Raw genomic sequence first — 24,058 nt, 5'->3', positions numbered from 1 at the left:
GTGGATGCTCAGACCTCGAGCAGCTCTGCTTCCTTGTGCTTGAGGAGGTCGTCGATCTTGTCGGTGTGGGTCTTGGTCATCACGTCGAGGCGCTTCTCCGCGCCCGTGACGTCGTCCTTGCCGACCTCGCCGTCCTTCTCGAGCTTCTCCAGGGCCTGCTTGGCGGTCCGCCGGATGTTGCGCACCGACACCCGGCCGTCCTCGGCCTTGCCCTTGGCGAGCTTGATGTACTCCTTGCGCCGCTCCTCGGTGAGCTCGGGGAACACGCAGCGCAGCACCTTGCCGTCGTTGGCCGGGTTGACGCCGAGGTCGGAGTCGCGGATGGCCCGCTCCACCGCCGGCATCGCGCCCTGGTCGAAGACCTGGATCAGGATCGTGCGCGCGTCCTGCGAGGTGAAGCTCGCGAGCTGCTGCAGCGGGGTCTGGGTGCCGTAGTAGTCGGCCGTGATCTTCGCGAACATCGCGGGGTTGGCGCGACCGGCGCGGATCGTGGCGAACTCCTCACGGGTCGCCTCCACGGACTTGCCCATCTTGGCGTCGGCATCGTTCATGACGTCGTTGATCACAGCGGCTCTCTCTCCTCGTACGTCCGGGTGCGGGTGCGGTGCGGCCTGCGTCAGGTCGCGCTGGTCACCAGCGTGCCAATCTTCTCACCCCGCACGGCGCGCACGATCGTGCCCGGCGTGGAGAGGTTGAAGAAGACCATGTCCATCTTGTTGTCGCGCGCCATCGCGATGCCGGTGGCATCGGCGACCTTGAGGTCGCGGGCGAGGTACTCGTCGTAGGTCAGCGTGTCGAACTTCACCGCTGATGGGTTGGTCTTCGGGTCGGAGTCGTAGACCCCGTCGACACCCTGCTTGCCCATCAGGATGACCTCGCAGCGCGTCTCGAGCGCCCGCTGGGCAGCGACCGTGTCGGTGGAGAAGAACGGCATGCCGGCGCCGGCGCCGAAGATCACGACGCGGCCCTTCTCCATGTGGCGGATCGCGCGGCGCGGGATGTAGGGCTCGGCGACCTGGCCCATCGTGATCGCGGTCTGCACGCGCGTCTCGACGCCGTGCTTCTCGACGAAGTCCTGGAGCGCGAGGCAGTTCATCACCGTGCCGAGCATCCCCATGTAGTCGGCGCGGGCGCGCTCCATGCCGCGCTGCTGCAGCTCGGCGCCGCGGAAGAAGTTGCCCCCGCCCACGACGATGGCGATCTGCACGCCCGACTTGGCGACCTCGGCGACCTCGGCGGCCAGTGCGTTGATGACGTCGAGGTCGAGTCCGACCTCACCGCCACCGAACACTTCACCGGAGAGCTTGAGGAGGACTCGGTTGTAGGCCGTCACTTGGTTCCCTTCGCACACACACGCGGTCGGCGAGAAACCTACCGGCCGCGGACCTCACCGGTCGAACCCACACACCCCGAGGTGTGACGGGAGATGCCACAAGGGCCCGTACGCCAGGCGTACGGGCCCCTGTCGGGTGCTGGGGTGGAACGGGTCAGGCGCCGACCTCGAAGCGGGCGAACCGCTTCACGGTGGTGCCGGCCGCGTCGAGGACGGCCTTGACCGACTTCTTCGACTCGGTGACCGACTCCTGCTCGAGCAGGACGATCTCCTTGTAGAACCCACCGAGGCGACCCTCGACGATCTTCGCGATCGCCTGCTCGGGCTTGCCCTCCTCGCGGGTCTTCTGCTCGGCGATCGAGCGCTCGGACTCGACGACGTCCGCGGGGACCTCGTCGCGGGTGAGGTACTGGGCCTTCATCGCAGCGATCTGCATCGCAGCGGCGCGGGCGGCGGCCTCGTCACCCTCGAACTCGACGAGCACGCCGACGGCGGGCGGCAGGTCGGCGGCACGCTTGTGCATGTAGGTGACGGTGGTGCCCTCGAAGTAGGCGACCTCGCCCAGCTCGATCTTCTCGCCGATGGTGATGGCCAGGTCCTCGACGACCTCGCCGACGGTCTTGCCGTCGAGCTCGGCGGCCTTCAGCGCCGCGGTGTCGGCGGCCTTGACCTCGTTGGCGACCTCGGCGATCTGCTGCGCCTTGGCGATGAAGTCCTCGTTCTTGGCGACGAAGTCGGTCTCGCTCTTGAGCTCGACCAGCGCGTTGCCGGCGGTGGCGACGAGGCCGGCCGCGGTCTCGCGCTCGGCACCGCGGGCGGCAGCCTTGGCGGCACCCTTGACGCGGAGCAGCTCGACGGCCTTGTCGAAGTCGCCGTCGCTCTCGGTCAGCGCCTTCTTGCAGTCCATCATCCCGGCCTGGGTCAGCTCACGGAGCTTCTTGACGTCAGCAGCGGTGAAGTTGGCCATGGTCCCTCTTCCTTGGTGTCAGGGGCCCGGCTCCGGGATCGGGGTCAGATCGGGGCGGAGTGCGGGCGGTGGGTGGAACGAGCAGCACGGGGGGCCGGTCGCGGGCAGGGCCCGCGACCGGCGTACCGCGATCAGTCCTTCTTGTCGGCCTCGGCGGGGGCCTCGGTCGCAGCCTCGGCCTCGGCGGGGGCCTCGGTCGCAGCCTCGGCCTCGGCGGGGGCCTCGGTCACAGCCTCGGTGGCCTCGGCCGCGGGGGCCTCGGTCGCGGCGTCGGCGGCAGCCTCGGCCGCGGGGGCCTCGGAGGACGCGCCGGTGGCCTCGGAGGCCGGGGTCTCGGCGGTGGCGTCACCGGTGGCGGCCGCAGCCGTCTTCTCGGCGTCGCCCTCGAGCAGCTCGCGCTCCCACTCGGCGAGGGGCTCCTCGGCACCGACGGTCGCGTCGGCGTCGCCGCCCTTGGCGCCCGAGCGGGCGATCAGGCCCTCGGCCACGGCGTCGGCGACCACGCGGGTCAGCAGGCCGACCGCACGGATGGCGTCGTCGTTGCCCGGGATCGGGAAGTCGACGAGGTCGGGGTCGCAGTTGGAGTCGAGGATGCCGATGATCGGGATCCGCAGCTTGCGCGCCTCCTCGACGGCGAGGTGCTCCTTGTTGGTGTCGACGATCCACACCGCGGAGGGGACCTTCGTCATCTCGCGGATGCCGCCGAGGGTCTTCTCGAGCTTGGTGTGCTCCCGCTTCATCTGCAGGAGCTCCTTCTTCGTGCGACCCGAGCCGGCCACCGTCTCGAAGTCGACGTCGTCGAGCTCCTTGAGGCGGTTGATCCGCTGGTGCACGGTCTGGAAGTTGGTGAGCATGCCGCCGAGCCAGCGCTGGTTGACGTAGGGCATGCCGACGCGGGTGGCCTGCTCGGCGATGGCCTCCTGGGCCTGCTTCTTGGTGCCGACGAACATCACGACGCCGCCGCGGGCGACGGTCTCCTTGACGAAGGCGTAGGAGCGGTCGATGTAGGCCAGCGACTGCTGCAGGTCGATGATGTAGATGCCGTTGCGCTCGGTCATGATGAAGCGCTTCATCTTGGGGTTCCAACGACGGGTCTGGTGACCGAAGTGGACGCCGCTCTCGAGCAGCTGGCGCATGGTGACGACTGCCATGGGTTCTCCTGTGGTGACGGAGGCGCTCGCCGTTGTGCCCGACCTTGACGCAGGTGCGGGCCGGGAGCGTGACTCCTGTTGGTTTCAGTTGCTGCGCCCGACGGGTGCCGGGAGCCCTGACGTCCACACGCCGGTCCGACCCGCGCCCACTCCGATGGACCTGGAGCTGGCGCGGAACTGAGGGCCGACGCCCACGGGTGACTCGGGACCAGGGATGCATCCCGACGTGGCCGGTGGACGTGCGAAGTCAGTCCATGAGGACTGCTCCGGACATCGTAGGCCACGGATTCGACACGCGGCGAATCCGCTGCGGACGTCCTCGCGCGAGCGTGGGCCACGCGTGGATCGGCGGCCACGGATCGTCCACAGCCCGGGTCCCGGGACGCTCGTCCACAGGCGTCGCCCGGGCCACTGTCGACCGGGCCCCGGGAAGGCCAGCATCGCCGGATGCGATCCGTCGTCGGTGCCCTCCTGCTCGTCCTGGTCCTCGGCCTCCCCGACCTCCTCTCCCCCTCGGGCCTGCCCCCTGCTGCGGCAGCTCCCGAGCAGCCGGTCGGCGTGTGGCCCCTCGAGCCGGAGCCGGAGGTGGTGCAGGGCTTCTCGCCGCCCCCGCACCCCTACGCCCCGGGCCACCGGGGCGTGGACCTGGCCGGGCACCCCGGCCAACAGGTGCGCGCGGCACTTGCCGGCACGGTGGGCTTCGCCGGGTCGATCGCGGGCAAGCCGGTCGTGACCGTGCTGCACGGCGGTCGGCGTACGACCTACGAACCGGTCGTCGCGTCGGTCACGCGCGGCGACGAGGTGGCGGCCGGCGACGTGCTCGGGCGGCTCGTGGTGACCGACAGCCACTGCTTCCCCGGCGCGTGCCTGCACTGGGGACTGATCGAGGGCACGGGCGCCGAGGAGGAGTACGCCGACCCGCTGACACTGGTCGGCGGGGGCCCGGTGCGCCTGCTGCCGCTGTGGCGCGACGAGCCGGTGTCGGCACGGACCCCGTGGGCTCCCCCGCTGGAGCGCTGGAGGCGACCGGTCGACTCACTCCCCTGACCAGGTCTCGGTACGAGCCGGTCGCCGCCTCGTCCCTCGGCGGCGCGGCTCACTCGACCACCATCAGCGGATTTGCCGGCGCGTCTCCGCTAGGCGCGCGGGTGGGCCTGCTGGTAGGCCTTGCGGAGCCGGTCGGTGGTGACGTGGGTGTAGAGCTGCGTCGTGGCCAGGGAGGCGTGGCCGAGCAGCTCCTGCACCGAGCGCAGGTCAGCCCCGCCCTCGAGGAGGTGGGTGGCGGCGGTGTGCCGCAGCCCGTGAGGGCCGATGTCGGGCGCGCCCGGGACGTCGGCGATCCGGCGGTGCACCAGGTCGCGGACCGCGCGCTGGTCGATGCGGCGTCCGCGCACGCCGAGGAACAGCGCCGGCCCGGAGCCTTCGACCCGCAGCGAGGGCCTGCCGGTGGCGAGCCAGCGCTCGACCGCCCGGCCCGCGGGGACGCCGTAGGGGACGGCGCGCTCCTTGCGGCCCTTGCCGAAGACCCGCACGACCCGGCGCTCGGCGTCGACGTCGTCGATGTCGAGGCCGACGAGCTCGCCCACCCGGATCCCGGTGGCGTAGAGCAGCTCCACCATCGCCACGTCGCGCAGGCCGACCGGGGTGCCGTCGTCAGCGAGGTCGGCGACCGAGCGGATGAGCGCCTCGGCCTCGTCGGCACGCAGCACCGGCGGCAGCGTCTTGTGCTTCTTCGGAGATCCCAGGGCGGCGCCCGGGTCGGTCGGCACCCGGCCGGTGCGGTGCAGCCAGGCGGTGAAGACCCGGGCGGCCGTGGCGCGCCGGGCGATCGTCGTACGGCTGCGACCGGTGGTCTGCAGGCGGGCCAGCCAGCTGCGCAGCGCGCGGAGGTCCAGCTCGGTGACGTCGTCGATGCCGAGGCGCCCGCAGTGGTCGAGCAGGCCGGAGACGTCGCCGAGGTAGGCGCGCACCGTGTGGGGAGCCAGGTCGCGCTCGGAGACGAGGTGGCGCTCGTAGTCGCCCAGGAGCCGGACGAAGGGCTCCGGGAGACCCTCGGGCTCCGCCTGCTCCGCCGCCCGCTCGTCGTCCACGCTCCGATCCTAGGTGTGGCGCGCCTCCTCACCCGGCACCTGCGAGTCGCCACCCTCCGTCGACGGCGCACACGAAGCCCGCCTTCTCGAGGCGTCGCAGCGTCGGGTCCGCGTCGCGGACGTGGACGTCGCTCAGACGGGCGATGGAGTCGATCTCGGCAGGCCTGCTGACCGGCACCCACTCCAGCACCCGCCGCTCGACCGAGGTGAGCCGGTCGCGCGGGCGCTCGGGACCGCGCGGGTCGACCACGAGGTGCTCACCTGCCTCGCCCACGACCTCCAACACCTCCGCCCCGTGGGTGACGAGGGTGGCGTTGCCACGCCGGAACCAGTGGTGCACGCCCTGCGAGGTGTAGCTCGTGACGGGCCCGGGGACGCACATCACGTGACGGCTGAGCCCTTCGGCCCAGGCGACGGTGTTGAGCGCGCCGCTGCGCAGCGCGGCCTCGACCAGCACGGTCCCCCGGGTGAGGGCCGCGATGAGCCGGTTGCGGGCGAGGAAGCGGATGCGGGTGGGCGCCGACCCGGGCGGCTGCTCCGAGACCACCGCGAACTCGGCCGCGAGGTGGGCCAGCAGGCGGCGGTTCTGCTCGGGGTAGACCCGGTCGACGCCGCAGGCGAGCACGGCGACGGAGGCGCCCCCGGCGAGCAGCGCGGCGTCGTGGGCGACGAAGTCGATGCCCTTGGCCCCGCCCGAGACCACGGGCACCCCGGCGCCCGCCAGGTGCCCGGCGACACTGCGGGTGACCTCGGCCCCGTAGGTGGAGGCGGAGCGCGAACCCACCACGGCGACCGAGCCGGTGAGCGCGGTGAGGGGCATCGGTCCCCTGACCCAGATGCCCGGCGGGGTGCCGCCGAGCTCCTGGACCTCGGTGCCGTGGTCGAGGTCGTCGAGCCCGACCGGCCACTCCGGGTCGCCGGGGACCAGGAAGCGGATGCCGCAGCGTGCCGCCTGCTCGAGCTGTCGGACAGGGTCGACGACCGACAGGCGCTCGGCCAGCCCGCTGCCGGGCTTGGGCACCAGCTGGACCTCCAGCGCCCGACGTGCGCCCAGCTGGCGGATGAGTGACGAGGTGGTGCGGTCCCCCGGCTCCACTCCGCAGCTGAGCACCACGCGGGCCAGGCGATCGTCCTCGCTCACCGCGCTGTCCACCGCGCTCACGAGGCGGCCGCCGTCACCACGCGGGCGGGGAGGGCGCAGGCGGCGCTGCTGGAGCGCAGCGCCAGCGCGAGCGTCGCCTCCGCGACGCCCGGGCGCGGGACACCAGCACAGTCGGCCACGGTCCACGCGAGGCGCTGGACCCGGGTGAGGCCGCGGCGGGTGAGCGTCCCTGCGCTCAGCTGGTCGTCGACGAGTCGCTGGGCGTCGGGCTCCAACGGCCACCTCTCGGCGAGCACCGGTCCGGGCACGGACGCGTTGACCAGCCAGGAGCAGTCGCGGAACCGCCGGGCCTGGCGCAGCCGGGCGTCCTCGACGCGGGCCCGGACGTCGGCCGACGACTCCGGGGCCGGCCCGAAGCCCTGGCCGCGCGGCCCCAGCTGGGGACGCACCTCCATCCAGATGTCGACGCGGTCGAGGATCGGGCCGCTGAGCTTGCGCTGGTAGTGGGAGCGCTGGACCTCCGTGCAGTCGCACGCCTGCGGCGCCTGCGCGTGGAAGTTGCCGCAGGGGCACGGGTTGGCGGCGAGCACGACGAGGGACCGGGCGGGATAGGTGGCGGACTCGTCGCCTCGGGCGATCGTCACCTCTCCCGACTCCAGCGGCTGGCGCATCGCCTCGATGACGTCGGTGCGGAAGTGCGGGAACTCGTCGAGGAAGAGCACCCCGTGGTGCGCCAGGCTCACCTGACCGGGGTGCACCCGCCCTGACCCACCGCCGAGGACGCTCGCAGCCGAGGCGCCGTGGTGGGGGGCGAACCACGGTGGGCGGCGCAGCAGCCCGGCCCCCTGCGGCAGGATGCCGGCCACGGAGTGCAGCGCGGAGACCTCGAGGGACTGCTCGGTGGTCAGGTCGGGCAGGATCGTCGGGATCCGCTCGGCGATCGACGTCTTGCCGGTCCCGCGAGGCCCGACCAGCATCAGCGGGTGCCCGCCCGCAGCCGCGACCTCGACGGCGTAGCGGACGTCCTCGAGGCCGTCCAGGTCGCGCAGGTCGAGGTCGTCGAGGCGGTCCTCGCCGCGCCAGGTGGCCAGCGGGCTGCCCGAGGGCCCGACCACGGGAGGCGCCTGCGGCACCTCGACGCCGCGGAGCACCGCGGAGACCTGGGCGAGCGAACGCACGCCGAACACCGTCATCCCCGGGACCAGTCCGGCCTCGGCCGCCTGCGGCTCCGGCACGAAGACGCGCGTGATGCCGTGGGAGGCTGCGGCGATGACCATCGGGAGCACCCCCGGCACGGGGCGGAGGCCCCCCGAGACGGAGAGCTCCCCGACGAAGGCCCAGCCGTCGAGCAGCTCGGGCGTGAGCTCCTTGTGGGACTTGTCGGCCGCCATCACCGCGACGGCGATGGCCAGGTCGTAGTGGGTGCCACCCTTGGGCAGGTCGGCCGGCGAGAGCAGGATCGTGACCCGCTTGGTGGCCGGGAACCGGCCGCAGTCGTTGTTGATCGCCATCCGCACCCGGTCGCGGGCCTCGGACAGGCTCTTGTCGACGCGGCCGACCAGGGTGGTGCCGACGACGCCGGGTGAGACGTCGACCTGCACGTCGATCACGTGCCCGTCCGGTCCCTTGAGGGCCAGCGAGCGGGCCGTCGCGAAGGCCATCAGCCGATGCCTTCCACGTGCTCGACCTCGACCGGGCGACCCGGCGGGGCCAGGACGCCGACCATGTCGATGCGGACGTCCTCGGGGTGGCAGTCGTGGACCCGCAGCCACCGCGCGGCGAGGCGTCGCAGGCGCGCCACCTTGGCCGGCGTGACGGCCTCGAGCGGGTCGCCGTAGTCGGTCGAGGTGCGGGTCTTCACCTCGCAGATCACCAGGACCGCGCCGTCGCGCAGGACGAGGTCGATCTCACCGGCGTCGCAGCGCCAGTTGCGGTCGAGGAGCACCAGGCCCAGGCGCGTCAGGTGACGCGCGGCGATGGTCTCGCCGCGCTCGCCGAGCAGGCGACGGTGCTCGGCGGCAGGATCGGGGGCGAAGGGTGAGGCGGCTGCGGTGCGGGCCATCGTGGGTGCCTTCCGGTCGGGCAGATCGGGAAGGCACCAGCACACATCGGCGAGCCGACACTGGTGAGGGCCGCGGGCTCGGGGCTGTGGACAACGGCTGCAGGACGTCGCCTGTGGACGGTTGGTGGCCCGCGTCCGGCGGTCAGTCCTTGGGCGGGTCGATCTCCTGGGGCGCCAGCTCCTCGACGTTGACGTCCTTGAAGGTGAGCACCTTGACGTTCTTGGCGAAGCGGGCGGGGCGGTACATGTCCCACACCCAGGCGTCGGTCATCGACACCTCGAAGAAGACGTCGCCGCTCTCCGAGCGCGCCTTCACGTCGACCTGGTTGCAGAGGTAGAACCGTCGGTCGGTCTCCACGACGTACTTGAAGATCCCCACGACGTCGCGGTACTCGCGATAGAGGGTGAGCTCCATCTCGGTCTCGTACTTCTCGAGATCCTCGGCGCTCATGCGTCCTCCTCCGTCGTGTCCGGCTCCGTCGTGTCCGGCTCCGGTTCGCCGCCGGGTGTGACCGGCGACCCCGGCCCGAGACTAGTGGCCGGATCCAGCCGCGGATCCGGCGCCGGCTCGAGGCCGGCGGCGCGGCGTACGTTGACGAAGCGCATGCGGTGCACCGGCGAGGGTCCGTGCACGGCCAGGGCGGCCTCGTGCTCGGCGGTGATGTAGCCCTTGTGGGTCGCGAAGTCGTAGGCCGGCCAGTCGTCGTGCAGCCCCACCATCAGGCGGTCGCGCGTCACCTTGGCGATGACCGAGGCGGCGGCGATGCAGGCGGCGACGCGGTCGCCCTTCCACACCGCCAAGCCCGGCACGCCGAGCCCGTCGACCGGGAAGCCGTCGGTGAGGACGTACGCCGGACGGGTGCCGAGCCGGGCGACCGCGCGTCGCAGCGCCTCGACGTTGGCGACGTGCATGCCGAGCCGGTCGCACTCCTCGTTGTCGATCACCACGACCGACCACGCCAGTGCGCGGCGCACGACCTGGGCGTAGACCCGCTCACGTGCCGCCTCGGTGAGCAGCTTGCTGTCTGCCAGGCCCGGCACGATGCCGGCCCGGCCCGGTGGCAGCACGACCGCACCGGCGACCAGCGGTCCGGCACAGGCTCCCCGGCCGGCCTCGTCGACGCCGGCGATCGGCTCGAGACCGGCGCGCCGCAGGGCCCGCTCGTAGCCGTAGAGCCCGGCGTCGCGGCGTACGGTCACGCCGCCCTGCAGGGAGGGGGGCGGCTGGCTCACGACGGGTCCGGGACGTCCTCGAACGTGTCTGGGCGGGTGTTCCAGCGGAAGCGGTCGGCCGGCCACAGCAGCACGAACACCTTGCCGACCACGAGGTCGACCGGGACGAACTCGTCGCCGGGCACGCACTCCGTCGCGTCGGGGCGGCACATCTTGGCCGAGGAGTCCGCCGACTGGGAGCGGTTGTCTCCCATCACGAAGACGTGGCCCTCGGGGATCGGGCCGACCTCCCAGTCCTCGTTGCAATCCGTCGGCATCGGTCCCGCGCACGACTTCCCGCCGCGCTTGACGTAGGCGCCCTCGACGAGGGGCTCGCCGTTGACCAGGAGGCGGCCCTGGTCGTCGCAGCACTCGATCGTGTCGCCTGCGACGCCGATGACGCGCTTCACCAGGTGCCCGCCGGTCGGGTAGAGGCCGATCTTGGCCATCCCCTTCGCGATCGGGTTGGTGGGACCGGCGCTGTCCATCGGCGGGAGCCAGCCGCCCGGGTCCTTGAAGACGACCACGTCGCCGCGCTCGGGCTCACCGCCCCAGTAGGACACCTTCTGGATGAGGATCCGGTCGTTGAGGATGAGCCCGGGCTCCATCGACTCCGAGGGGATGTAGAAGGCCTGGACGAAGAACGTCTTGATGACCACCGCCAGCACGAGCGCCACGCTCAGCAGCAGCACGGTCTCCTGCCACAGCGGCAGCTGCTTGCGCTTGGGCTTTCCCGAGCGGGTCACCCCAGAACGCGACGACCGCGGTTCCTCGTCGGTGGAGATCGACGTGGAACCGCGGTCATCAGAAGTCACTCGCAGAGACTAACCAGTCACTGGGCGAAGCCACGCGTCAGGCGCGCGACCCACCAGCTCACGCCTCGCGGCGCTCCTTGATCTTGGCAGCCTTGCCGCGCAGGTTGCGCAGGTAGTAGAGCTTGGCGCGACGGACGTCACCGCGGGTCACGACCTCGATCTTCTCGAAGATCGGGGAGTTCAGCGGGAAGGTGCGCTCGACACCGACGCCGAAGGAGACCTTGCGGACGGTGAAGGTGCGGCCGACGCCCGAGCCGTGGATGCGGATGACGACGCCCTGGAACACCTGGACACGGGAGCGGCTGCCCTCGATGACCTTGACGTGGACCTTGATGTTGTCGCCGGCGCGGAAGGCCGGGACGTCGTCACGCTTGAGGGAGTTGCCGAGTTCGGCGATGACATTGGTCATGACGTGCTCCTCGCGAGTGCCACAGGTCAACCGCGGAATCTTCGGTGGGGTGGATTCGGCTGGTGCTCGACGTGGCCGGCCGGCGCGCCCCCTGTGGCAGGTGCGGTTCGACGGGACCCCGGGGCGGTGCATCTGGGATGCGTCCGGGCGACCCTGGCCTCGAGCGGACCAGTGCAGAAGTCTGCCAGAGCGTGTCGTCAGCGGGAAATCCGCTGGCCGGCCTTCTTGGAGAGCACGACGGCGCCGGGCGGGGCCTCGCGGTCGGGGCGGAGCCGGAAGCCGGCCTTCTTGTACATCCGCAGGTTGTCCACCGACCCCGCGCCGGTGAAGAGCACGAAGGTCCGCGCCTCGCGCGGCGCGAGGTCCTCGACCAGCTCTAGCAGCGCGCGGCCCAGGCCGCGGCCCTGGAGGTCCGGGGCGACCATGATCCGGCCGATGTCCCACTCGTCGTGGACGTCGAGGCGGCCGCGGACCGCACCCACCAGCCGCCCGGAGCCCGGGTCGCGCGCGACCATCACGGTCCACTCCCCCAGCCCCCGGCGTACGTCGTCGAGCGACTCGGTGAGCGCCGGGATCTCCACGCCGGGGTTGGCGACGAGCTCCTGGAGCCAGCAGGCCCGCTGGAGGGTGTAGAGCTCGCCGGCGTCGGCGAGGACCGCAGGACGTACGTCGAGGTCGCCGAGGCCGCGCACCGTGCCGGTCGACGGGAGCAGGTCGGGACGGCGCTCGGCGGTGCGGCGCTCGGCCTGCTCGCGGCGCCAGGCCGCGATGCGGCCGTGGTCGCCGGAGAGGAGCACGTCGGGCACGTCGCGGCCCTGCCACGACGCCGGCTTGGTGTAGACGGGGTACTCCAGGAGGCCGTCGGCGTGGGACTCCTCGACGAGGGACTCCGCGTTGCCCATGAACCCCGGGAGGAGGCGTACGACCGCCTCGGTGATCGCCAGGGCAGCGACCTCGCCACCGTTGAGGACGTAGTCCCCCAGCGAGACCTCCCGCACCGTGCCGACGGTGGCGGCGTGCTCGATGACGCGCTGGTCGATGCCCTCGTAGCGCCCGCACGCGAACACGAGGCGCTCGTGGGTGCTGAGCTCGTGGGCGAGCTGCTGGGAGAAGGGCTCGCCGCTGGGCGTGGTGAAGATGATCGTGGCGTCACGCGCCACGGCCTCGAGCGCTTGGCCCCACGGCTCGGGCTTCATGACCATCCCGGCACCGCCGCCGTACGGCGTGTCGTCGACGGTGTGGTGGCGGTCGGTCGTCCACTGGCGCAGGTCGTGCACGGCGACGTCGAGCAGCCCCTTGGCCCGGGCCTTGCCCGGCAGGCTGAGCTCGAGGGGGGCGAGGTAGTCGGGGAAGATCGTGACGACGTCGATCCTCACGGCGCGGGGTCCTGCCCGTCGCTGTCGTCGGGGAACGGCGTGACCAGCCCGGGCCGGTCGGCGACCACGATCCGGCCGGCGTCGAGGTCGACCTCGGGCACGAGCGCGGAGACGAAGGGCACCAACGTGTCGCGGCCGTCGGGGGTGCGCACGGTCAGCAGGTCCTGCGCGGACCCGTGCACGAGGGCCTTCACCTGCCCCAGGTGGGTCCCGTCGAGGTCGACGACGTCGAGGCCCACGAGCTGGTGGTCGTAGTACTCGTCCGGGTCCTCGGGCACGTCGTCGGGCCCGAGGGTGGCGTGGAGGACCGTGCCGCGCACGGCCTCGGCCGCGTTGCGGTCGGTGAGCTCCTCGAAGGTGACCAGGAGGGTGCTCTGGTGCCAGCGGGCGCGGGCGACGGTGAGGCTCGCCGGCCGCCGGTCGGCGCCGGCCGGGGCCTCGGCGCGCAGCGTCGTACCCGGGGCGAAGCGGCGGTCGGGCTCGTCGGTGCGGACGTCGAGGGTGACCTCGCCGCGGATGCCGTGGGGCTTGCCGATGCGGCCGACCACGACCTCGATCTCGCCGGGCTGCTTGTCGCTCACGGGGCGAGGCTATCGCTCCCGTCGACAGGAAATGCACGTCGGGCGCCCCCCCGGGTGGGGTGGCGCCCGACGATCAGTGCGTGCGTACGTCGCTCAGCGGCGGCGGTCGGTGTCGACGAAGTCGACCCGGGCCCCGCCACGGCCCGCGAGGGCCGAGACGACGGTGCGGAAGGCAGTGGCGGTGCGGCCGTTGCGGCCGATCACCTTGCCGAGGTCGTCGGGGTGGACCCGGACCTCGAGGATCGAGCCACGACGCATCTGCTTGTCGCGGACGACGACGTCGTCGGGGTGGTCGACGATGCCGCGCACCAGGTGCTCGAGAGCCTCGGCCAGCACGTCGCTCACGCCTCGCTCTTGCCGGCGTCCTCGGCGGTCACGGTCTCGGTGGCCTCCGCGGCGTCGGCAGCGCCCTCAGGCGTCTCCGAGGCCGGGACCTCGGCAGGCTTCTCGGCGGCAGGCTTCTCGGCCTTCTTCTTGGAGGTCGTCGCGGCGCCCTTGGGCTCGGCGGCGGCCTCCTTGAGGGCCTCGTTGAAGATGTCGAGCTTGGAGCGCTTGGGCTCCTTCACCTTGAGGGTGCCCTCGGCGCCCGGCAGGCCCTTGAACTTCTGCCAGTCACCGGTGACCTTGAGGATCGCCTCGACGGCCTCGGAGGGCTGCGCGCCCACGCCGAGCCAGTACTGCGCCCGGTCGGAGGTCACCTCGATGAAGGAGGGCTCCTCCTTCGGGTGGTACTTGCCGATCTCCTCGAGCACCCGACCGTCGCGCTTCTTGCGCGAGTCGACGACGACGATGCGGTACTGCGGCACCCGGATCTTGCCCAGGCGCTTCAAACGAATCTTGACGGCCACGTTTGTGGTGTCTCCTCAGGAATTGTCGTGGGTGAGCGACCCTCGCCAGGTGGGGACCGGGTCTGGTCGCTCGATGGGCGCTGCGTCGCACGGATGAGAGGGTCCGGGCGCGCAGGACACGAGGAGGGATTCTGCCAGACGTACGCCGCGGGCCACCAATCGCCCGTCTCAGGCCGCGTCGAGGCCGATGAAGGACCGTACGGCGGCGGCGCCGGTCACCTCGACCGCCACGTCGCCGCGGACGAACGTCTCCGGCGTCAGCACCAGGCCCTGGTTGAGCGCGAGCTCACCCTCGCGGCGCTTGATCCGGCTCACCACGGTGGGCCGGTAGCCCACGTTGCGCGAGACGCCGAGCGAGGCGGGGTTGTCGAGGAACGCGGCGGAGGTGATCTCCTCGAAGCCGAGGTGGTCGAAGAGCAGGGCGCACATCGCGCGGCGCATCGCGGTGCCGAGGCCGCGGCCCTGGAACTCACGCCCGAGCCACGACCCGGTCTCGCCGGTGCGGGTCACGGGGAAGTGCCTGGCCGCCACGCCCTGGCAGCCGATCACCCGCCCCTCGAGGAGGACCGCGAGGTCGAGGCAGAAGTCGTCGGGAGAGAAGGTGGCGCGCTTGCCCCAGTGATAGGCGGCGGTGTTGCGCGCGAGCTGCCCGGGAGGGGCCGCGGTCCACGGGAAGTAGAACGGCATCTCGTCGGGGTGATGGATCCCGGCCTCGGCGAGGTCGCACAGCTCGACGACGAGCTCGTCGGTCAGGCCACGCAGCTCCAGCGGGCCCGCGACCACGCGCAGCCCCATGGGCGGGAACAGGTCAGTCGCGGTCGTCATGGCCCCATCCCACCGGCTGACCGGGCCGGGACACAAATGCAATACCTGCCGGTGGCTCCATGGCCCGAAATGACCATGGATCGCGACCGATCCTCGCATGCTCGCCCACCCGCACCCTGCGCCAGAATCGGGCTCGAGACCGTGCGCGAGAACCGGTCCCCCGTGCCACGACGGGCGGCCCGGCCCTGGGGGGATGGTCGCCCGTCGTGACGTCCGGACCAGCCGGCCTGGACGCAACCAGATCGCCTCCCGCAGCGTCTCCCCAGCATGACCACCGCGCCGACCGAGCCGTTGCCGCTGCCGGCGCGCCTCACCGCTCCCCCGCGCCCGACCCAGCGCCACCCGTGGCTGCTGCCCGTCGCCAAGGTCGTGCACCGCACGCGACGGCGTACGCAGTGGGTGCGGGACGGCTGGTCGGGCCGGGTCGTGTGGGCGGCCCGCCGCGACTCCGAGGACCTGCCCGTGCGGGTGAAGCAGCACGGTTCACTGCTGCTGCGCGAGCTCGCGCCCGACCAGATGGGGCTGCAGCACAGCAAGGTGACCAACCTCCGACTCGCGGCCGGGAGGCTGGACGGGATCGTGATCGGTCCCGGCGAGACCTTCTCCTTCAACCGCGTGGTGGGCAACTGCACCCGGCGCAAGGGCTATGTCGACGGGATGCGGCTGGCCGACGGCGTCGCCGAGGCCGGGTTCGGCGGCGGGATCTGCCAGCTGGCCAACCTCGTCCACTGGATGGTGCTGCACTCGCCGCTGACGGTCGTGGAGCGCTCCGAGCACTCCTTCGACCCCTTCCCCGACACCGGGCGGGTGCTGCCGTGGGGCGTGGGCTGCTCGATCGTCTACAACTACGTCGACCTGGTCGTGCGCAACGACACCGCGCACCCCTTCCAGCTGCGGGCGTGGGTCGGTGACCGCTACCTCCACGGCCAGCTGCGCACCGACGTGCCTCCCGCGCACTCGTACGCCGTCGAGGCGCGCGGTGAGCAGTTCGTGCGCCTCGACGACCGGGTCTACCGCCGCAACCAGGTCTGGCGGCGCGTGCTGGACCGTCGCACCGGCGAGCAGGTCGGCGAGGAGCTGGTGAAGAGCAACTGCGCGCTCGTGGTCTACGAGCCCGGGCCGGACGTCGAGGTCATCGACCTCGGCTGACGCCGCGCAGCACGACCGCGGACGGCGTACGCAGCACCGACAGGTCCGCCCGCGGGTCGCGGTCGTAGACCACGAAGTCCGCGGAGGCGCCCTCCGTCAGGCCGTCGACCCCGAGCCACTCGCGGGCGCGCCAGCTGGCCGCCCCGAGTGCGTCGTGGGGCGACATCCCGATGCGCACGAGCGCCTCGATCTCGCCCGCGATGTTGCCGTGCCGGCTGATCCCGCCCCCGTCGGAGCCGGCGTAGATCGGCACGCCCGCCTCGTGGGCGGCCATGATCGTGGCGGGCATCCGGGCGTAGAGGTCGGTCATCGTCGAGGCGTAGGCGGGGAACTTCTCGGCGCCCGCCGCCGCGTGCTCGGGGAACTTGTCGAGCTGCATGACCGTCGGCACCAGGCGGGTGCCGTGCTCGACCATCGCGTCGATGAGGTCCTCGGTGAGGCCGGTGCCGTGCTCTATGCAGTCGATGCCCGCCTCGATCAGCCCGGGCAGCACGCCGTGGCCGAAGCAGTGCGCGGTGACCTTCGCACCCTCGGCGTGGGCCGCGTCGATCGCGGCGGCAAAGGCCTCCGCGGGGAACGACGGTGCGAGGTCGCCCTCGTCGCGGGAGATCCAGTCGCCGACCAGCTTGATCCAGCCGTCGCCGTTGCGCGCCTCCTGCGCGGCGTACGTCGCCAGGTCCGCGGGCTCGACCTCGTGGGCGTAGCCGCGGATGTAGCGCCGTGTCGCGGCGATGTGGCGCCCGCAGCGGATCAGCCGGGGCAGGTCGTCACGGTCGTGGATCCAGCGCGTGTCGGCGGCAGATCCCGCGTCGCGGATCAGGAGTGCTCCCCCGTCGCGGTCGGCGACCGCCTGCTGCTCGGTGGCCTCGTCGCCGGTCGCACCGAAGTCGTCGAGCCCGAGGTGGCAGTGCGCGTCGACCAGCCCCGGCACGATCCACCCCTCCGCCGCGGTGTCGGCGCCGGGCTGCGGCTCGTAGGTGATCCGGCCGTCGACGACATAGAGGTCGCGAGCCTCTCCGTCGGGCAGGACCGGGCCACGGAAGCGCTGGGCAGTCATGCGGCCGACCCTAGTCAGGCACCCGCACGGGTGTGGGGGATGTGGTCCAGACCACCTAGCGTCGAGCCGATGCCCGGGGTGCCAGCCACCCCGATCGGGGAGGAACCCGGCACCGGACGACCAGGCCCCCAGCCGGTCGCGACGGGCGTCGTCTTGGGAGGAAAACACGCATGACGAACAACGCACGAAGCACGTCCAGCCGCATCTCCAGCCGCATCTCCACGGCGCTCACCACCGGCGTCCTCGCCCTCGTGATGGCCGTGGGCCTCACGTCGGTCGGCATCGGAGCGGCCTCCGCCGCGCCGGGCACCCCCTCGCCGAAGTCGGTCGTGGGCAAGTCCGACCAGGGGAAGATCACCAGCAAGGTCATCGGGCGCACGTCCGAGGGCGACAAGGTGAAGGGCACCTTCACCCCGACCCGTTTCGTCGAGCGTGACGGCGCGCTCTACGCCAAGGGGTTCCTCGAGGGCAAGATCGTCGAGAAGAACGGCAAGGTCACGAAGTTCAGCGGCATCAAGAAGATGCCGGTCAAGAAGATCAACGGCCAGTCGGCCACCGACGCACGGACGTCGTCGCGCGCTGCGGCCTGCGACGTGCTGAACCTCGTGCTCGGCCCGCTCGACCTCAACGTGCTGGGGCTCCAGGTGAGCCTCCAGCGCGTCGTGCTCGACATCGTCGCCGTGACGGGTGCCGGGCAGCTGCTCGGCAACCTGCTCTGCGCCGTTGCCGGCCTGCTCGACGGTGGCCTGCTCGCCGGCATCCTGGGCCAGCTCACCACCCTGCTCAACCAGATCCTCGCCGCGCTGAACCTCGGGGTCTGACCGCACCAGTCACCATCGGTGGCGCCGGCCTGGGGGGCGGCGCCACCACCCGGGACCGATCTCGTCTCAGATCCGGTCCAGCAGCCACGACGGGCTGAGCACCTGAGCCGGCGAGACGTTCGCCGCCAGCGCCCGGTCGGCGGTCACCACGGTGACCCGCGCGCCCGTCTCCGCCGCGACCCGAGCCTGCTCGCGGATCTCGCGGTCGCCGTCGCGCGGGGCGTGCACCGTCGTCACGTGCGCATCGCGGCCCGCGCGGACGCCGCCCTTGGCCTGCCCCTCCAGCACCAGCACGATCTCGTCGTACGCCGTGTCGGCGACCAGCAGGCGCTCGTGCAGGCGCCGCGCGGCACCCGCGCGGTCCTTCCACCAGCCGTCGGGCACGGATCCGACGACGTTGGCGCCGTCGACGACCAGGGTCGATCCCACGATCATCCCTTCCCTCGGTGGATTTCGACGCGCTCGTGCGACTTCGTTCCTCAGTCGCGTCGCTTGCTCAATCTGGCCGCCCCCACGCCGCCTGCTCGCTGCGCTAGCAGACGACTGGGCGTCTCATCACTTGAGGAACTGCGAGAAGTCCTTGGGCAGGTTGAGCTGCTCGGCAGCCTTCTCGTAGTCGACCTCGGCGCCGTCGGGGTTGCCGAAGGGGTTGCCGGCCTTCTCGGCCGCTGCCGCCTGCTCGGCGGCCTTCTGCTGGGCGGCCTTCGCCGGGTTGCCCGAGACGCGCTTCTTGCCCTTCTTGCCCTTGGCCACCTGCTTGGCGCCGGCGCGCTTGCCGCCCGCGCCCGGCAGTCCGGGCATCCCCGGCATGCCCGGCATCCCGCCGCCGCGAGCCATCGACTCCATCATCTTGCGCGCCTCGAAGAAGCGGTCGACGAGCTGGTTGACGTCGGAGACCTGGCGACCGGAGCCCTTGGCGATGCGCGCGCGGCGCGAGCCGTCGATGATCTTGGGGTTCTCCCGCTCGGCGGGCGTCATCGACTGGATAATCGCCTGGATGCGGTCGATCTCGCGCTCGTCGAAGTTCTCGAGCTGGTCACGGAACTGCCCCATGCCCGGGAGCATCCCCATGATCTTGGTCATCGAGCCGAGCTTGCGGATCTGCATCATCTGCTGGAGGAAGTCCTCCAGGGTGAAGCCGCCCTTGGTGGCGAGCTTCTCGGCCGCCTTCATCGACTGCTCGGAGTCGAAGGCCTTCTCGGCCTGCTCGATCAGGGTGAGCATGTCGCCCATGTCGAGGATGCGCGAGGCCATCCGGTCGGGGTGGAAGGTGTCGAAGTCGGTCATCTTCTCGCCGCTGGAGGCGAACATGACCGGCTTGCCGGTGATCGAGCGGATCGACAGGGCCGCACCACCGCGGGCGTCGCCGTCGAGCTTGGTGAGCACGACGCCGTCGAAGCCGACGCCGTCGAGGAAGGCCTGCGCGGTGGTGACCGCGTCCTGGCCGATCATCGCGTCGACGACGAAGAGCACCTCGTCGGGCTGCACCGCGTCGCGGATGTCGGCGGCCTGCTGCATCAGGGTCTGGTCGACGCCGAGGCGGCCCGCGGTGTCGATGATGACGACGTCGTGGAGCTTGCGGCGGGCCTCCTCGATCGAGGCGCGGGCGACCTCGACGGGGTCACCGGTGCCGTTGCCCGGCGACGGTGCGAAGACCGGGACGCCGGCACGCTCGCCGTTGACCTGGAGCTGCTGCACCGCGTTGGGACGCTGCAGGTCGGCCGCGACCAGCATGGGGGTCTTGTCCTGCTCCTTGAGCCAGAGCGCGAGCTTGGCCGCGAGCGTCGTCTTGCCGGCACCCTGGAGGCCGGCGAGCATGATGACCGTGGGACCGGACTTGGCGTAGCGCAGCCGTCGGGTCTCGCCACCCAGGATCGTCACGAGCTCCTCGTGGACGATCTTGATGATCTGCTGGGCCGGGTTGAGCGCCCCGCTGACCTCCTCGGAGCGGGCCCGCTCCTTCACCGCGCCGACGAACTCCTTGACGACCGGCAGCGCGACGTCGGCCTCGAGCAGCGCGATGCGGATCTCGCGCGCGGTCGTGTCGATGTCGGCCTCGGAGAGCCGTCCCTTGCCGCGCAGGTTCTTGAAGGTGTCGGCAAGGCGGTCGGAGAGTGTGGCGAACACGGTGTGGGTCAATCCCTCGCATCGATGGCTGGATCAGGGTGCTACGACGAGCAAGCCTAGCCGCCGGACCCGCCGCGTCCCGCCTCGGCGACGCCCGTGCCGGGAGCCGCGTCCGGCCGCCGGGCGCTCAGCCGCCGAGCGCGGTGCGTACGGCGTGCGCGGCGGCAGCGGCGCGCTCCTCGGTGGGGCGCACCCCGCCGACCTCCTGCACGTAGAACACGTCCACCGCCTGCGGCCCCAGCGTGGAGACGTGCGCCGACGCGACGGTCAGCCCGAGCCGGGCGAGCGTGGTGAGCACCCGGTGGACCACCCCGGGGCGGTCGGAGGTTCGGATCTCCAGCACCAGCGAGGCGCGGGACGCGTCCGGGCGCACCTCGACGATCGGGGGCAGCTCGTCGTCCGGGCGCGCCCCCAGGTCCGGGAGCCGCTGGCTGCCCTCGACGACCCGGCGGATCCGCTCCCGCACGACCGTGGCGTCGAGGTAGGCGTCGGGCACCTCCCACGCGCTCACGCCCCACTCGCCCTCGGCGTCCACCTGCGACCACGCGCGGGCCGCGTGCACCGGCACCCGCAGCGCGGCGAGGCCGCCGGCGACGTCGGCGAGCAGCCCGACCCGGTCGGCGGCGATGACGGTGACGGTCGCGCCGACCTCGTGGGGGGCGACGTCGACGGAGACGGCGGTGGCGTCGCGGCGTACGGCGTCGGGCACCGGCAGTGTCTCGACGGGGACGACGTGGGAGATCTCCGCCCCGAGCGCGGTGCCGGCTCGCGCGACGAGCCGGTCGACGAGCGAGGCCCGCCAGGCGGTCCACGCGGCCGGCGACGCGGCACGGGCGTCGGCCTCGGTGAGGGCGCGCAGCAGCTCGAGGCTGGCGCCGTCGGGCACGTGGGTGAGGAGCTCGGCAGTGGTCGCCGGGTCGTCGGGGTCACGGGTCGTGGCGAGGGTGGCCAGCAGCAGGTGCCAGCGCACGAGGGAGGCGACCACCTCGGCATCGAGGTCGGTGAAGCCCATCCGGGCCACGATCTTGCGGGCGAGCGGCTCCCCCGCGACGGAGTGGTCGTGCAGCGAGCCCTTGCCGATGTCGTGGAGCAGCGCCGCGACCAGCAGCAGGTCGGGACGGCGTACGCCCCGGATCAGCGCACCGGCCTCCGCGCAGGTCTCCACCACGTGGCGGTCGACGGTGAAGCGGTGGATCGCCGAGGCGTGCGGCAGGAGGCGGATCTGCTCCCACTCGGGCAGGAAGGTCTCGATGCCGTCGATCTCGTCGAGGGTCTCCCAGACCGGGAGCAGGCCGTCGCCGCTGGCGAGCAGGCGCACGAGCGCGTCGCGGGCGGGGGCCGGCCACGGGACGGGCAGCTCGGCGCCCTCGCGGACCAGGCGGGCCGCGGTGGAGGGGGCCAGCACGAGGTCGCGCTCGGCGGCCTCCGCGGCGGCGCGCAGCAGCAGCGTCGGGTCGTCGCCGGGACGGGTGCCCGCGTCGAGGACCACCTCGCCGCGCGAGACGGCGATGCCGGGCGCGATGCGCTCCAGGGCAGGCGTACGCCGCCCCTTCTCCCCCGTGGTGCGGGACATCACCGCGTCCGTACGCCGCCAGGCCAGGCGCGAGAGGTGCGCGATCCGGCGTCCGAGCGAGCGCACGTGGCGCTGCGCGGCGCCGGCGTCGGCGAGCCCGAGCCGCTGCGCGAGAGGACCCCACATCTCGGGGGCGATCCGGTCGCTGGGGCGGCCGGCGAGGTCGTGGACCTCGTCGCGCACGTCGAGCAGCATCTGGCGCGCCGCCTCCAGCGCGGGCGTCGAGGCGTCGACGAGCCAGCTCGCCTCGATCGCCTTGAGCACGCCGGCGTCGCGGAGCCCGCCCTCGGACTCCTTGACGTCGGGCACCGAGGCGTGGGCGAGCTCGCCGGTCACGTCGTGGCGCTTGAGGGTCATCGCCTTGAGCTCCGGCAGGCGGGTGCGGGCCTGGCGGCGCCAGTCGGCGAGCATCGTGGTGCGCAGGCGCAGGCTGAGGCCCGGGTCGCCCGCGAGGTGCCGGGCGTCGAGCAGGCCCAGCGCCACCCGCAGGTCGGTGGCCGCCTCGACCACCTCGCCCATCGAGCGCACCGAGTGGTCGAGCCGGCGTCCGGAGTCCCACAGGGGGTACCAGAGCGTGCTGCCGAGCTCCCCGAGGTCCACCCCGTCGTCGTGGACGAGCACCACGTCGAGGTCGGAGTGCGGGGCCAGCTCGCCGCGGCCGTAGCCGCCGACCGCGACCAGGGCCACCCCGGTGGCGGGCCCTGCGGAGGCAGCGTAGGCCTCCCTGCAGAGCTCGTCGGCCGAGGTGGCCCTGGTCTGTCGCTGCGCTGCGGTCACTGCTGCGATCCCGAGACGGTCGCCATCAGAGTGCGGACGCGTCCTGCTCGCCGGTGCGCACGCGCACCACGGTGTCGACCGGGCTGACCCAGACCTTGCCGTCGCCGATGCGACCGGTCTGCGCGGTCTTGACCACGATCCCCACCACGTCGTCGGCGTCCGCGTCGTCGACCACGATCTCGATGCGGATCTTGGGCACCAGCGCGATGTCGTACTCCGCACCGCGGTAGACCTCGGTGTGGCCCTTCTGGCGGCCGTAGCCGCTCACCTCGGAGACCGTCATGCCGGCGACCCCGAAGGTCTCGAGCGCCTCGCGGACGTCCTCCCACTTGTGCGGCTTGATGACCGCGGTCACGAGCTTCATGCGCTGGCTCCTTCAGCCTTGGTGGTGACAGGGGCGGTGGAGGCGGCGAGGACGCTGCCGCCGCCGCTGGTGCCGCTGTGCAGGTCGTACGCCGACTCGCCGTGGGCGACGAGGTCGATGCCGTTGACCTCGTCCTCCTCGTCGAGGCGCAGGCCGATCGTGTACTTGATGGCCAGCGCGATGACGGCGGTGAGGATGCCGGAGTAGATGACCGCGACGACCACACCGAGGGCCTGGTCGCCGAGCGAGCCGAAGCCGCCGCCGTAGATCAGGCCGTCGACGCCGCCGGCGCCCTCGGACGTCGAGAACACGCCGATCAGCACGGTGCCGATGATGCCACCGACCAGGTGGACGCCGACCACGTCGAGCGAGTCGTCGTAGCCGAGCTTGTACTTCAGGCCCACCGCCCAGGCGCAGACCGCACCGGCGATGGCGCCGATGGCGACGGCACCGGACAGGTTGACCGCGCCCGTGGCCGGGGTGATGGCCACGAGGCCCGCGACGATGCCGGACGCAGCGCCCAGCGAGGTGGCCTTCTTGTGGATCAGGCGCTCGACGGCCAGCCAGCCGAGGATGGCGGCCATCGTGGCCAGCGTGGTGGTGGCGAAGGTGCGACCGGTCTCGAGCGGGAACTGGGTCTCCGGGTCGTCGCCGAAGACGATCGAGCCCACGTTGAAGCCGTACCAGCCCATCCAGAGCAGGCCCGCGCCGAGCATGGTGAGCGTCAGGTTGTGCGGGCGCATCTGCTCGCGCGGCCAGCCGATGCGCTTGCCGAGCAGCAGCACGAGCACGAGGGCCGCGACGCCGGCGTTGATGTGGACGGCGGTGCCGCCCGCGTAGTCCTGCGCGCCGATGCGGCCGCAGATGAGGGAGTCCTCGGTGCAGCTGAAGACCATGTGGGCCATCGGGAAGTAGACGATGACCGCCCACAGCGGAACGAAGACCACCCAGGCGGAGAACTTCATCCGGTCGGCGACGGCGCCGCTGATGAGCGCGGCGGTGATGATCGCGAAGGTCATCTGGAACATCACGAAGATGTAGTCACCGGTCGAGACGCCGTCGAGCCAGAGCAGCTCGAAGGGGTTGGCGAAGAACGTGCCGTCCCCGCCGAAGCCCATCGACCAGCCGACAGCGACGTACAGGATGCCGACGATCGCCGCGGCGACGTAGGACATCATCATCATGTTGAGCACGGACTTCGACCGTGACATGCCGCCGTAGAACAGGGCCAGGGCGGGCACCGTCATCATCAGGACGAAGGCAGTCGCCACCAGCATGAAGGCGTAATAGCCGTCCACAGAACCTCCAGGAAACGAACAGGGTGTGGGCCCGTGGCTCATGACGCCGCTGTCATGCCGGGGCCCACGCGATGGTCCGCAGCCTGCTGGGAGGAGGTTTCACGAGGCCGCGACGGATGTT

General features: G+C 72.0%; 26 protein-coding genes. 3 read left to right on the top strand and 23 right to left on the bottom strand.

Features of this window, described 5'->3' with window-relative positions:
- Window positions 1–8: 8 nt before the first annotated feature.
- The 4 genes from frr to rpsB form a co-directional block, all read right to left on the bottom strand.
- Window positions 9–563, bottom strand: coding sequence for a ribosome recycling factor (gene frr, locus IRX98_RS11200; protein WP_224276827.1), 555 nt, complete (start codon window positions 561–563; stop codon window positions 9–11).
- A 53-nt stretch (window positions 564–616) separates the two neighbouring features.
- Complete coding sequence (gene pyrH / locus IRX98_RS11195; protein WP_224276728.1) at window positions 617–1,333, bottom strand: UMP kinase; 717 nt, start codon at window positions 1,331–1,333, stop codon at window positions 617–619.
- Window positions 1,334–1,487: 154 nt separating this feature from the next.
- The gene (gene tsf / locus IRX98_RS11190; protein ID WP_224276726.1) at window positions 1,488–2,300 is read right to left on the bottom strand and encodes a translation elongation factor Ts; all 813 of its coding nucleotides are present in this window, start codon (window positions 2,298–2,300) and stop codon (window positions 1,488–1,490) included.
- Window positions 2,301–2,431: 131 nt separating this feature from the next.
- Window positions 2,432–3,451 carry a 30S ribosomal protein S2 gene (gene rpsB / locus IRX98_RS11185; RefSeq protein ID WP_224276724.1) on the bottom strand — a complete coding sequence of 340 codons (1,020 nt, stop codon included), beginning with the start codon at window positions 3,449–3,451 and terminating at the stop codon, window positions 2,432–2,434.
- A gap of 447 nt (window positions 3,452–3,898) precedes the next feature.
- Between rpsB and IRX98_RS11180 the strand changes: the two genes are divergently transcribed.
- Window positions 3,899–4,498: a M23 family metallopeptidase gene (locus IRX98_RS11180; RefSeq protein ID WP_224276722.1), complete on the top strand. Its 600-nt coding sequence runs from the start codon at window positions 3,899–3,901 to the stop codon at window positions 4,496–4,498.
- An 89-nt stretch (window positions 4,499–4,587) separates the two neighbouring features.
- Here the strand turns inward: IRX98_RS11180 and IRX98_RS11175 are convergent, their stop codons facing one another.
- The 13 genes from IRX98_RS11175 to IRX98_RS11115 form a co-directional block, all read right to left on the bottom strand.
- Window positions 4,588–5,541 carry a tyrosine recombinase XerC gene (locus IRX98_RS11175; protein ID WP_224276720.1) on the bottom strand — a complete coding sequence of 318 codons (954 nt, stop codon included), beginning with the start codon at window positions 5,539–5,541 and terminating at the stop codon, window positions 4,588–4,590.
- Between the two features lie 28 nt (window positions 5,542–5,569).
- Window positions 5,570–6,682 carry a DNA-processing protein DprA gene (dprA, locus tag IRX98_RS11170; RefSeq protein ID WP_224276718.1) on the bottom strand — a complete coding sequence of 371 codons (1,113 nt, stop codon included), beginning with the start codon at window positions 6,680–6,682 and terminating at the stop codon, window positions 5,570–5,572.
- A 17-nt stretch (window positions 6,683–6,699) separates the two neighbouring features.
- Complete coding sequence (locus tag IRX98_RS11165; RefSeq protein WP_224276717.1) at window positions 6,700–8,304, bottom strand: YifB family Mg chelatase-like AAA ATPase; 1,605 nt, start codon at window positions 8,302–8,304, stop codon at window positions 6,700–6,702.
- Complete coding sequence (locus IRX98_RS11160; protein ID WP_224276715.1) at window positions 8,304–8,705, bottom strand: YraN family protein; 402 nt, start codon at window positions 8,703–8,705, stop codon at window positions 8,304–8,306. Before IRX98_RS11160 ends, IRX98_RS11165 begins: the two co-directional genes overlap by 1 nt.
- Before the next feature lie 142 nt (window positions 8,706–8,847).
- Complete coding sequence (locus tag IRX98_RS11155) at window positions 8,848–9,156, bottom strand: DUF2469 domain-containing protein (RefSeq protein ID WP_207081985.1); 309 nt, start codon at window positions 9,154–9,156, stop codon at window positions 8,848–8,850.
- The gene (locus tag IRX98_RS11150; RefSeq protein ID WP_224276825.1) at window positions 9,153–9,905 is read right to left on the bottom strand and encodes a ribonuclease HII; all 753 of its coding nucleotides are present in this window, start codon (window positions 9,903–9,905) and stop codon (window positions 9,153–9,155) included. Before IRX98_RS11150 ends, IRX98_RS11155 begins: the two co-directional genes overlap by 4 nt.
- Before the next feature lie 29 nt (window positions 9,906–9,934).
- Window positions 9,935–10,663 (bottom strand): signal peptidase I, encoded by a 729-nt coding sequence (lepB, locus tag IRX98_RS11145; protein ID WP_224276713.1) that lies wholly within the window; start codon window positions 10,661–10,663, stop codon window positions 9,935–9,937.
- Between the two features lie 127 nt (window positions 10,664–10,790).
- A complete protein-coding gene (gene rplS / locus IRX98_RS11140; RefSeq protein WP_207081987.1) occupies window positions 10,791–11,141 on the bottom strand; it encodes a 50S ribosomal protein L19 in 351 nt (116 codons plus the stop codon).
- A 197-nt stretch (window positions 11,142–11,338) separates the two neighbouring features.
- Window positions 11,339–12,517 (bottom strand): tRNA (guanosine(37)-N1)-methyltransferase TrmD, encoded by a 1,179-nt coding sequence (gene trmD, locus IRX98_RS23460; protein WP_224276710.1) that lies wholly within the window; start codon window positions 12,515–12,517, stop codon window positions 11,339–11,341.
- Entirely contained in the window at window positions 12,514–13,098 is a 585-nt protein-coding gene (gene rimM / locus IRX98_RS11130; protein WP_224276708.1) for a ribosome maturation factor RimM, read from the bottom strand. The genes trmD and rimM overlap by 4 nt, the downstream gene beginning before the upstream one ends.
- Window positions 13,099–13,191: 93 nt before the next feature.
- A complete protein-coding gene (locus IRX98_RS11125) occupies window positions 13,192–13,434 on the bottom strand; it encodes an RNA-binding protein (RefSeq protein ID WP_129473724.1) in 243 nt (80 codons plus the stop codon).
- A 5-nt stretch (window positions 13,435–13,439) separates the two neighbouring features.
- Complete coding sequence (rpsP, locus tag IRX98_RS11120) at window positions 13,440–13,946, bottom strand: 30S ribosomal protein S16 (RefSeq protein ID WP_224276706.1); 507 nt, start codon at window positions 13,944–13,946, stop codon at window positions 13,440–13,442.
- Window positions 13,947–14,114: 168 nt separating this feature from the next.
- Window positions 14,115–14,771 (bottom strand): GNAT family N-acetyltransferase, encoded by a 657-nt coding sequence (locus tag IRX98_RS11115; protein ID WP_224276705.1) that lies wholly within the window; start codon window positions 14,769–14,771, stop codon window positions 14,115–14,117.
- Window positions 14,772–15,038: 267 nt separating this feature from the next.
- Between IRX98_RS11115 and IRX98_RS11110 the strand changes: the two genes are divergently transcribed.
- Window positions 15,039–15,920 (top strand): VanW family protein, encoded by an 882-nt coding sequence (locus tag IRX98_RS11110; RefSeq protein ID WP_224276703.1) that lies wholly within the window; start codon window positions 15,039–15,041, stop codon window positions 15,918–15,920.
- Here the strand turns inward: IRX98_RS11110 and IRX98_RS11105 are convergent.
- Complete coding sequence (locus tag IRX98_RS11105; protein ID WP_224276701.1) at window positions 15,904–16,977, bottom strand: amidohydrolase family protein; 1,074 nt, start codon at window positions 16,975–16,977, stop codon at window positions 15,904–15,906. The two genes, IRX98_RS11110 and IRX98_RS11105, sit on opposite strands and share 17 nt — an antisense overlap.
- A gap of 170 nt (window positions 16,978–17,147) precedes the next feature.
- Here IRX98_RS11105 and IRX98_RS11100 point away from each other — a divergent pair, with 170 nt between their 5' ends.
- Entirely contained in the window at window positions 17,148–17,798 is a 651-nt protein-coding gene (locus IRX98_RS11100) for a hypothetical protein (RefSeq protein WP_224276699.1), read from the top strand.
- 66 nt (window positions 17,799–17,864) lie between these two features.
- Here IRX98_RS11100 and IRX98_RS11095 read toward each other — a convergent pair whose 3' ends face one another.
- From IRX98_RS11095 to IRX98_RS11075, 5 genes are all read right to left on the bottom strand, one after another.
- Complete coding sequence (locus IRX98_RS11095) at window positions 17,865–18,233, bottom strand: hypothetical protein (RefSeq protein WP_235745502.1); 369 nt, start codon at window positions 18,231–18,233, stop codon at window positions 17,865–17,867.
- Between the two features lie 120 nt (window positions 18,234–18,353).
- Entirely contained in the window at window positions 18,354–19,925 is a 1,572-nt protein-coding gene (ffh, locus tag IRX98_RS11090; RefSeq protein WP_224276694.1) for a signal recognition particle protein, read from the bottom strand.
- A 127-nt stretch (window positions 19,926–20,052) separates the two neighbouring features.
- Entirely contained in the window at window positions 20,053–22,275 is a 2,223-nt protein-coding gene (locus IRX98_RS11085) for a [protein-PII] uridylyltransferase (protein WP_224276692.1), read from the bottom strand.
- Between the two features lie 25 nt (window positions 22,276–22,300).
- Window positions 22,301–22,639, bottom strand: a complete 339-nt coding sequence (locus tag IRX98_RS11080; RefSeq protein WP_121138992.1) for a P-II family nitrogen regulator — start codon at window positions 22,637–22,639, stop codon at window positions 22,301–22,303.
- Window positions 22,636–23,937 carry an ammonium transporter gene (locus IRX98_RS11075; protein ID WP_224276690.1) on the bottom strand — a complete coding sequence of 434 codons (1,302 nt, stop codon included), beginning with the start codon at window positions 23,935–23,937 and terminating at the stop codon, window positions 22,636–22,638. The genes IRX98_RS11080 and IRX98_RS11075 overlap by 4 nt, the downstream gene beginning before the upstream one ends.
- Between the last annotated feature and the right edge of the window lie 121 nt (window positions 23,938–24,058).

Origin of the sequence: Nocardioides lacusdianchii, assembly GCF_020102855.1 — a bacterium.
In the GTDB taxonomy this organism is placed as follows: domain Bacteria; phylum Actinomycetota; class Actinomycetes; order Propionibacteriales; family Nocardioidaceae; genus Nocardioides; species Nocardioides lacusdianchii.
This window is presented reverse-complemented; position numbering and strand designations above follow the sequence as displayed.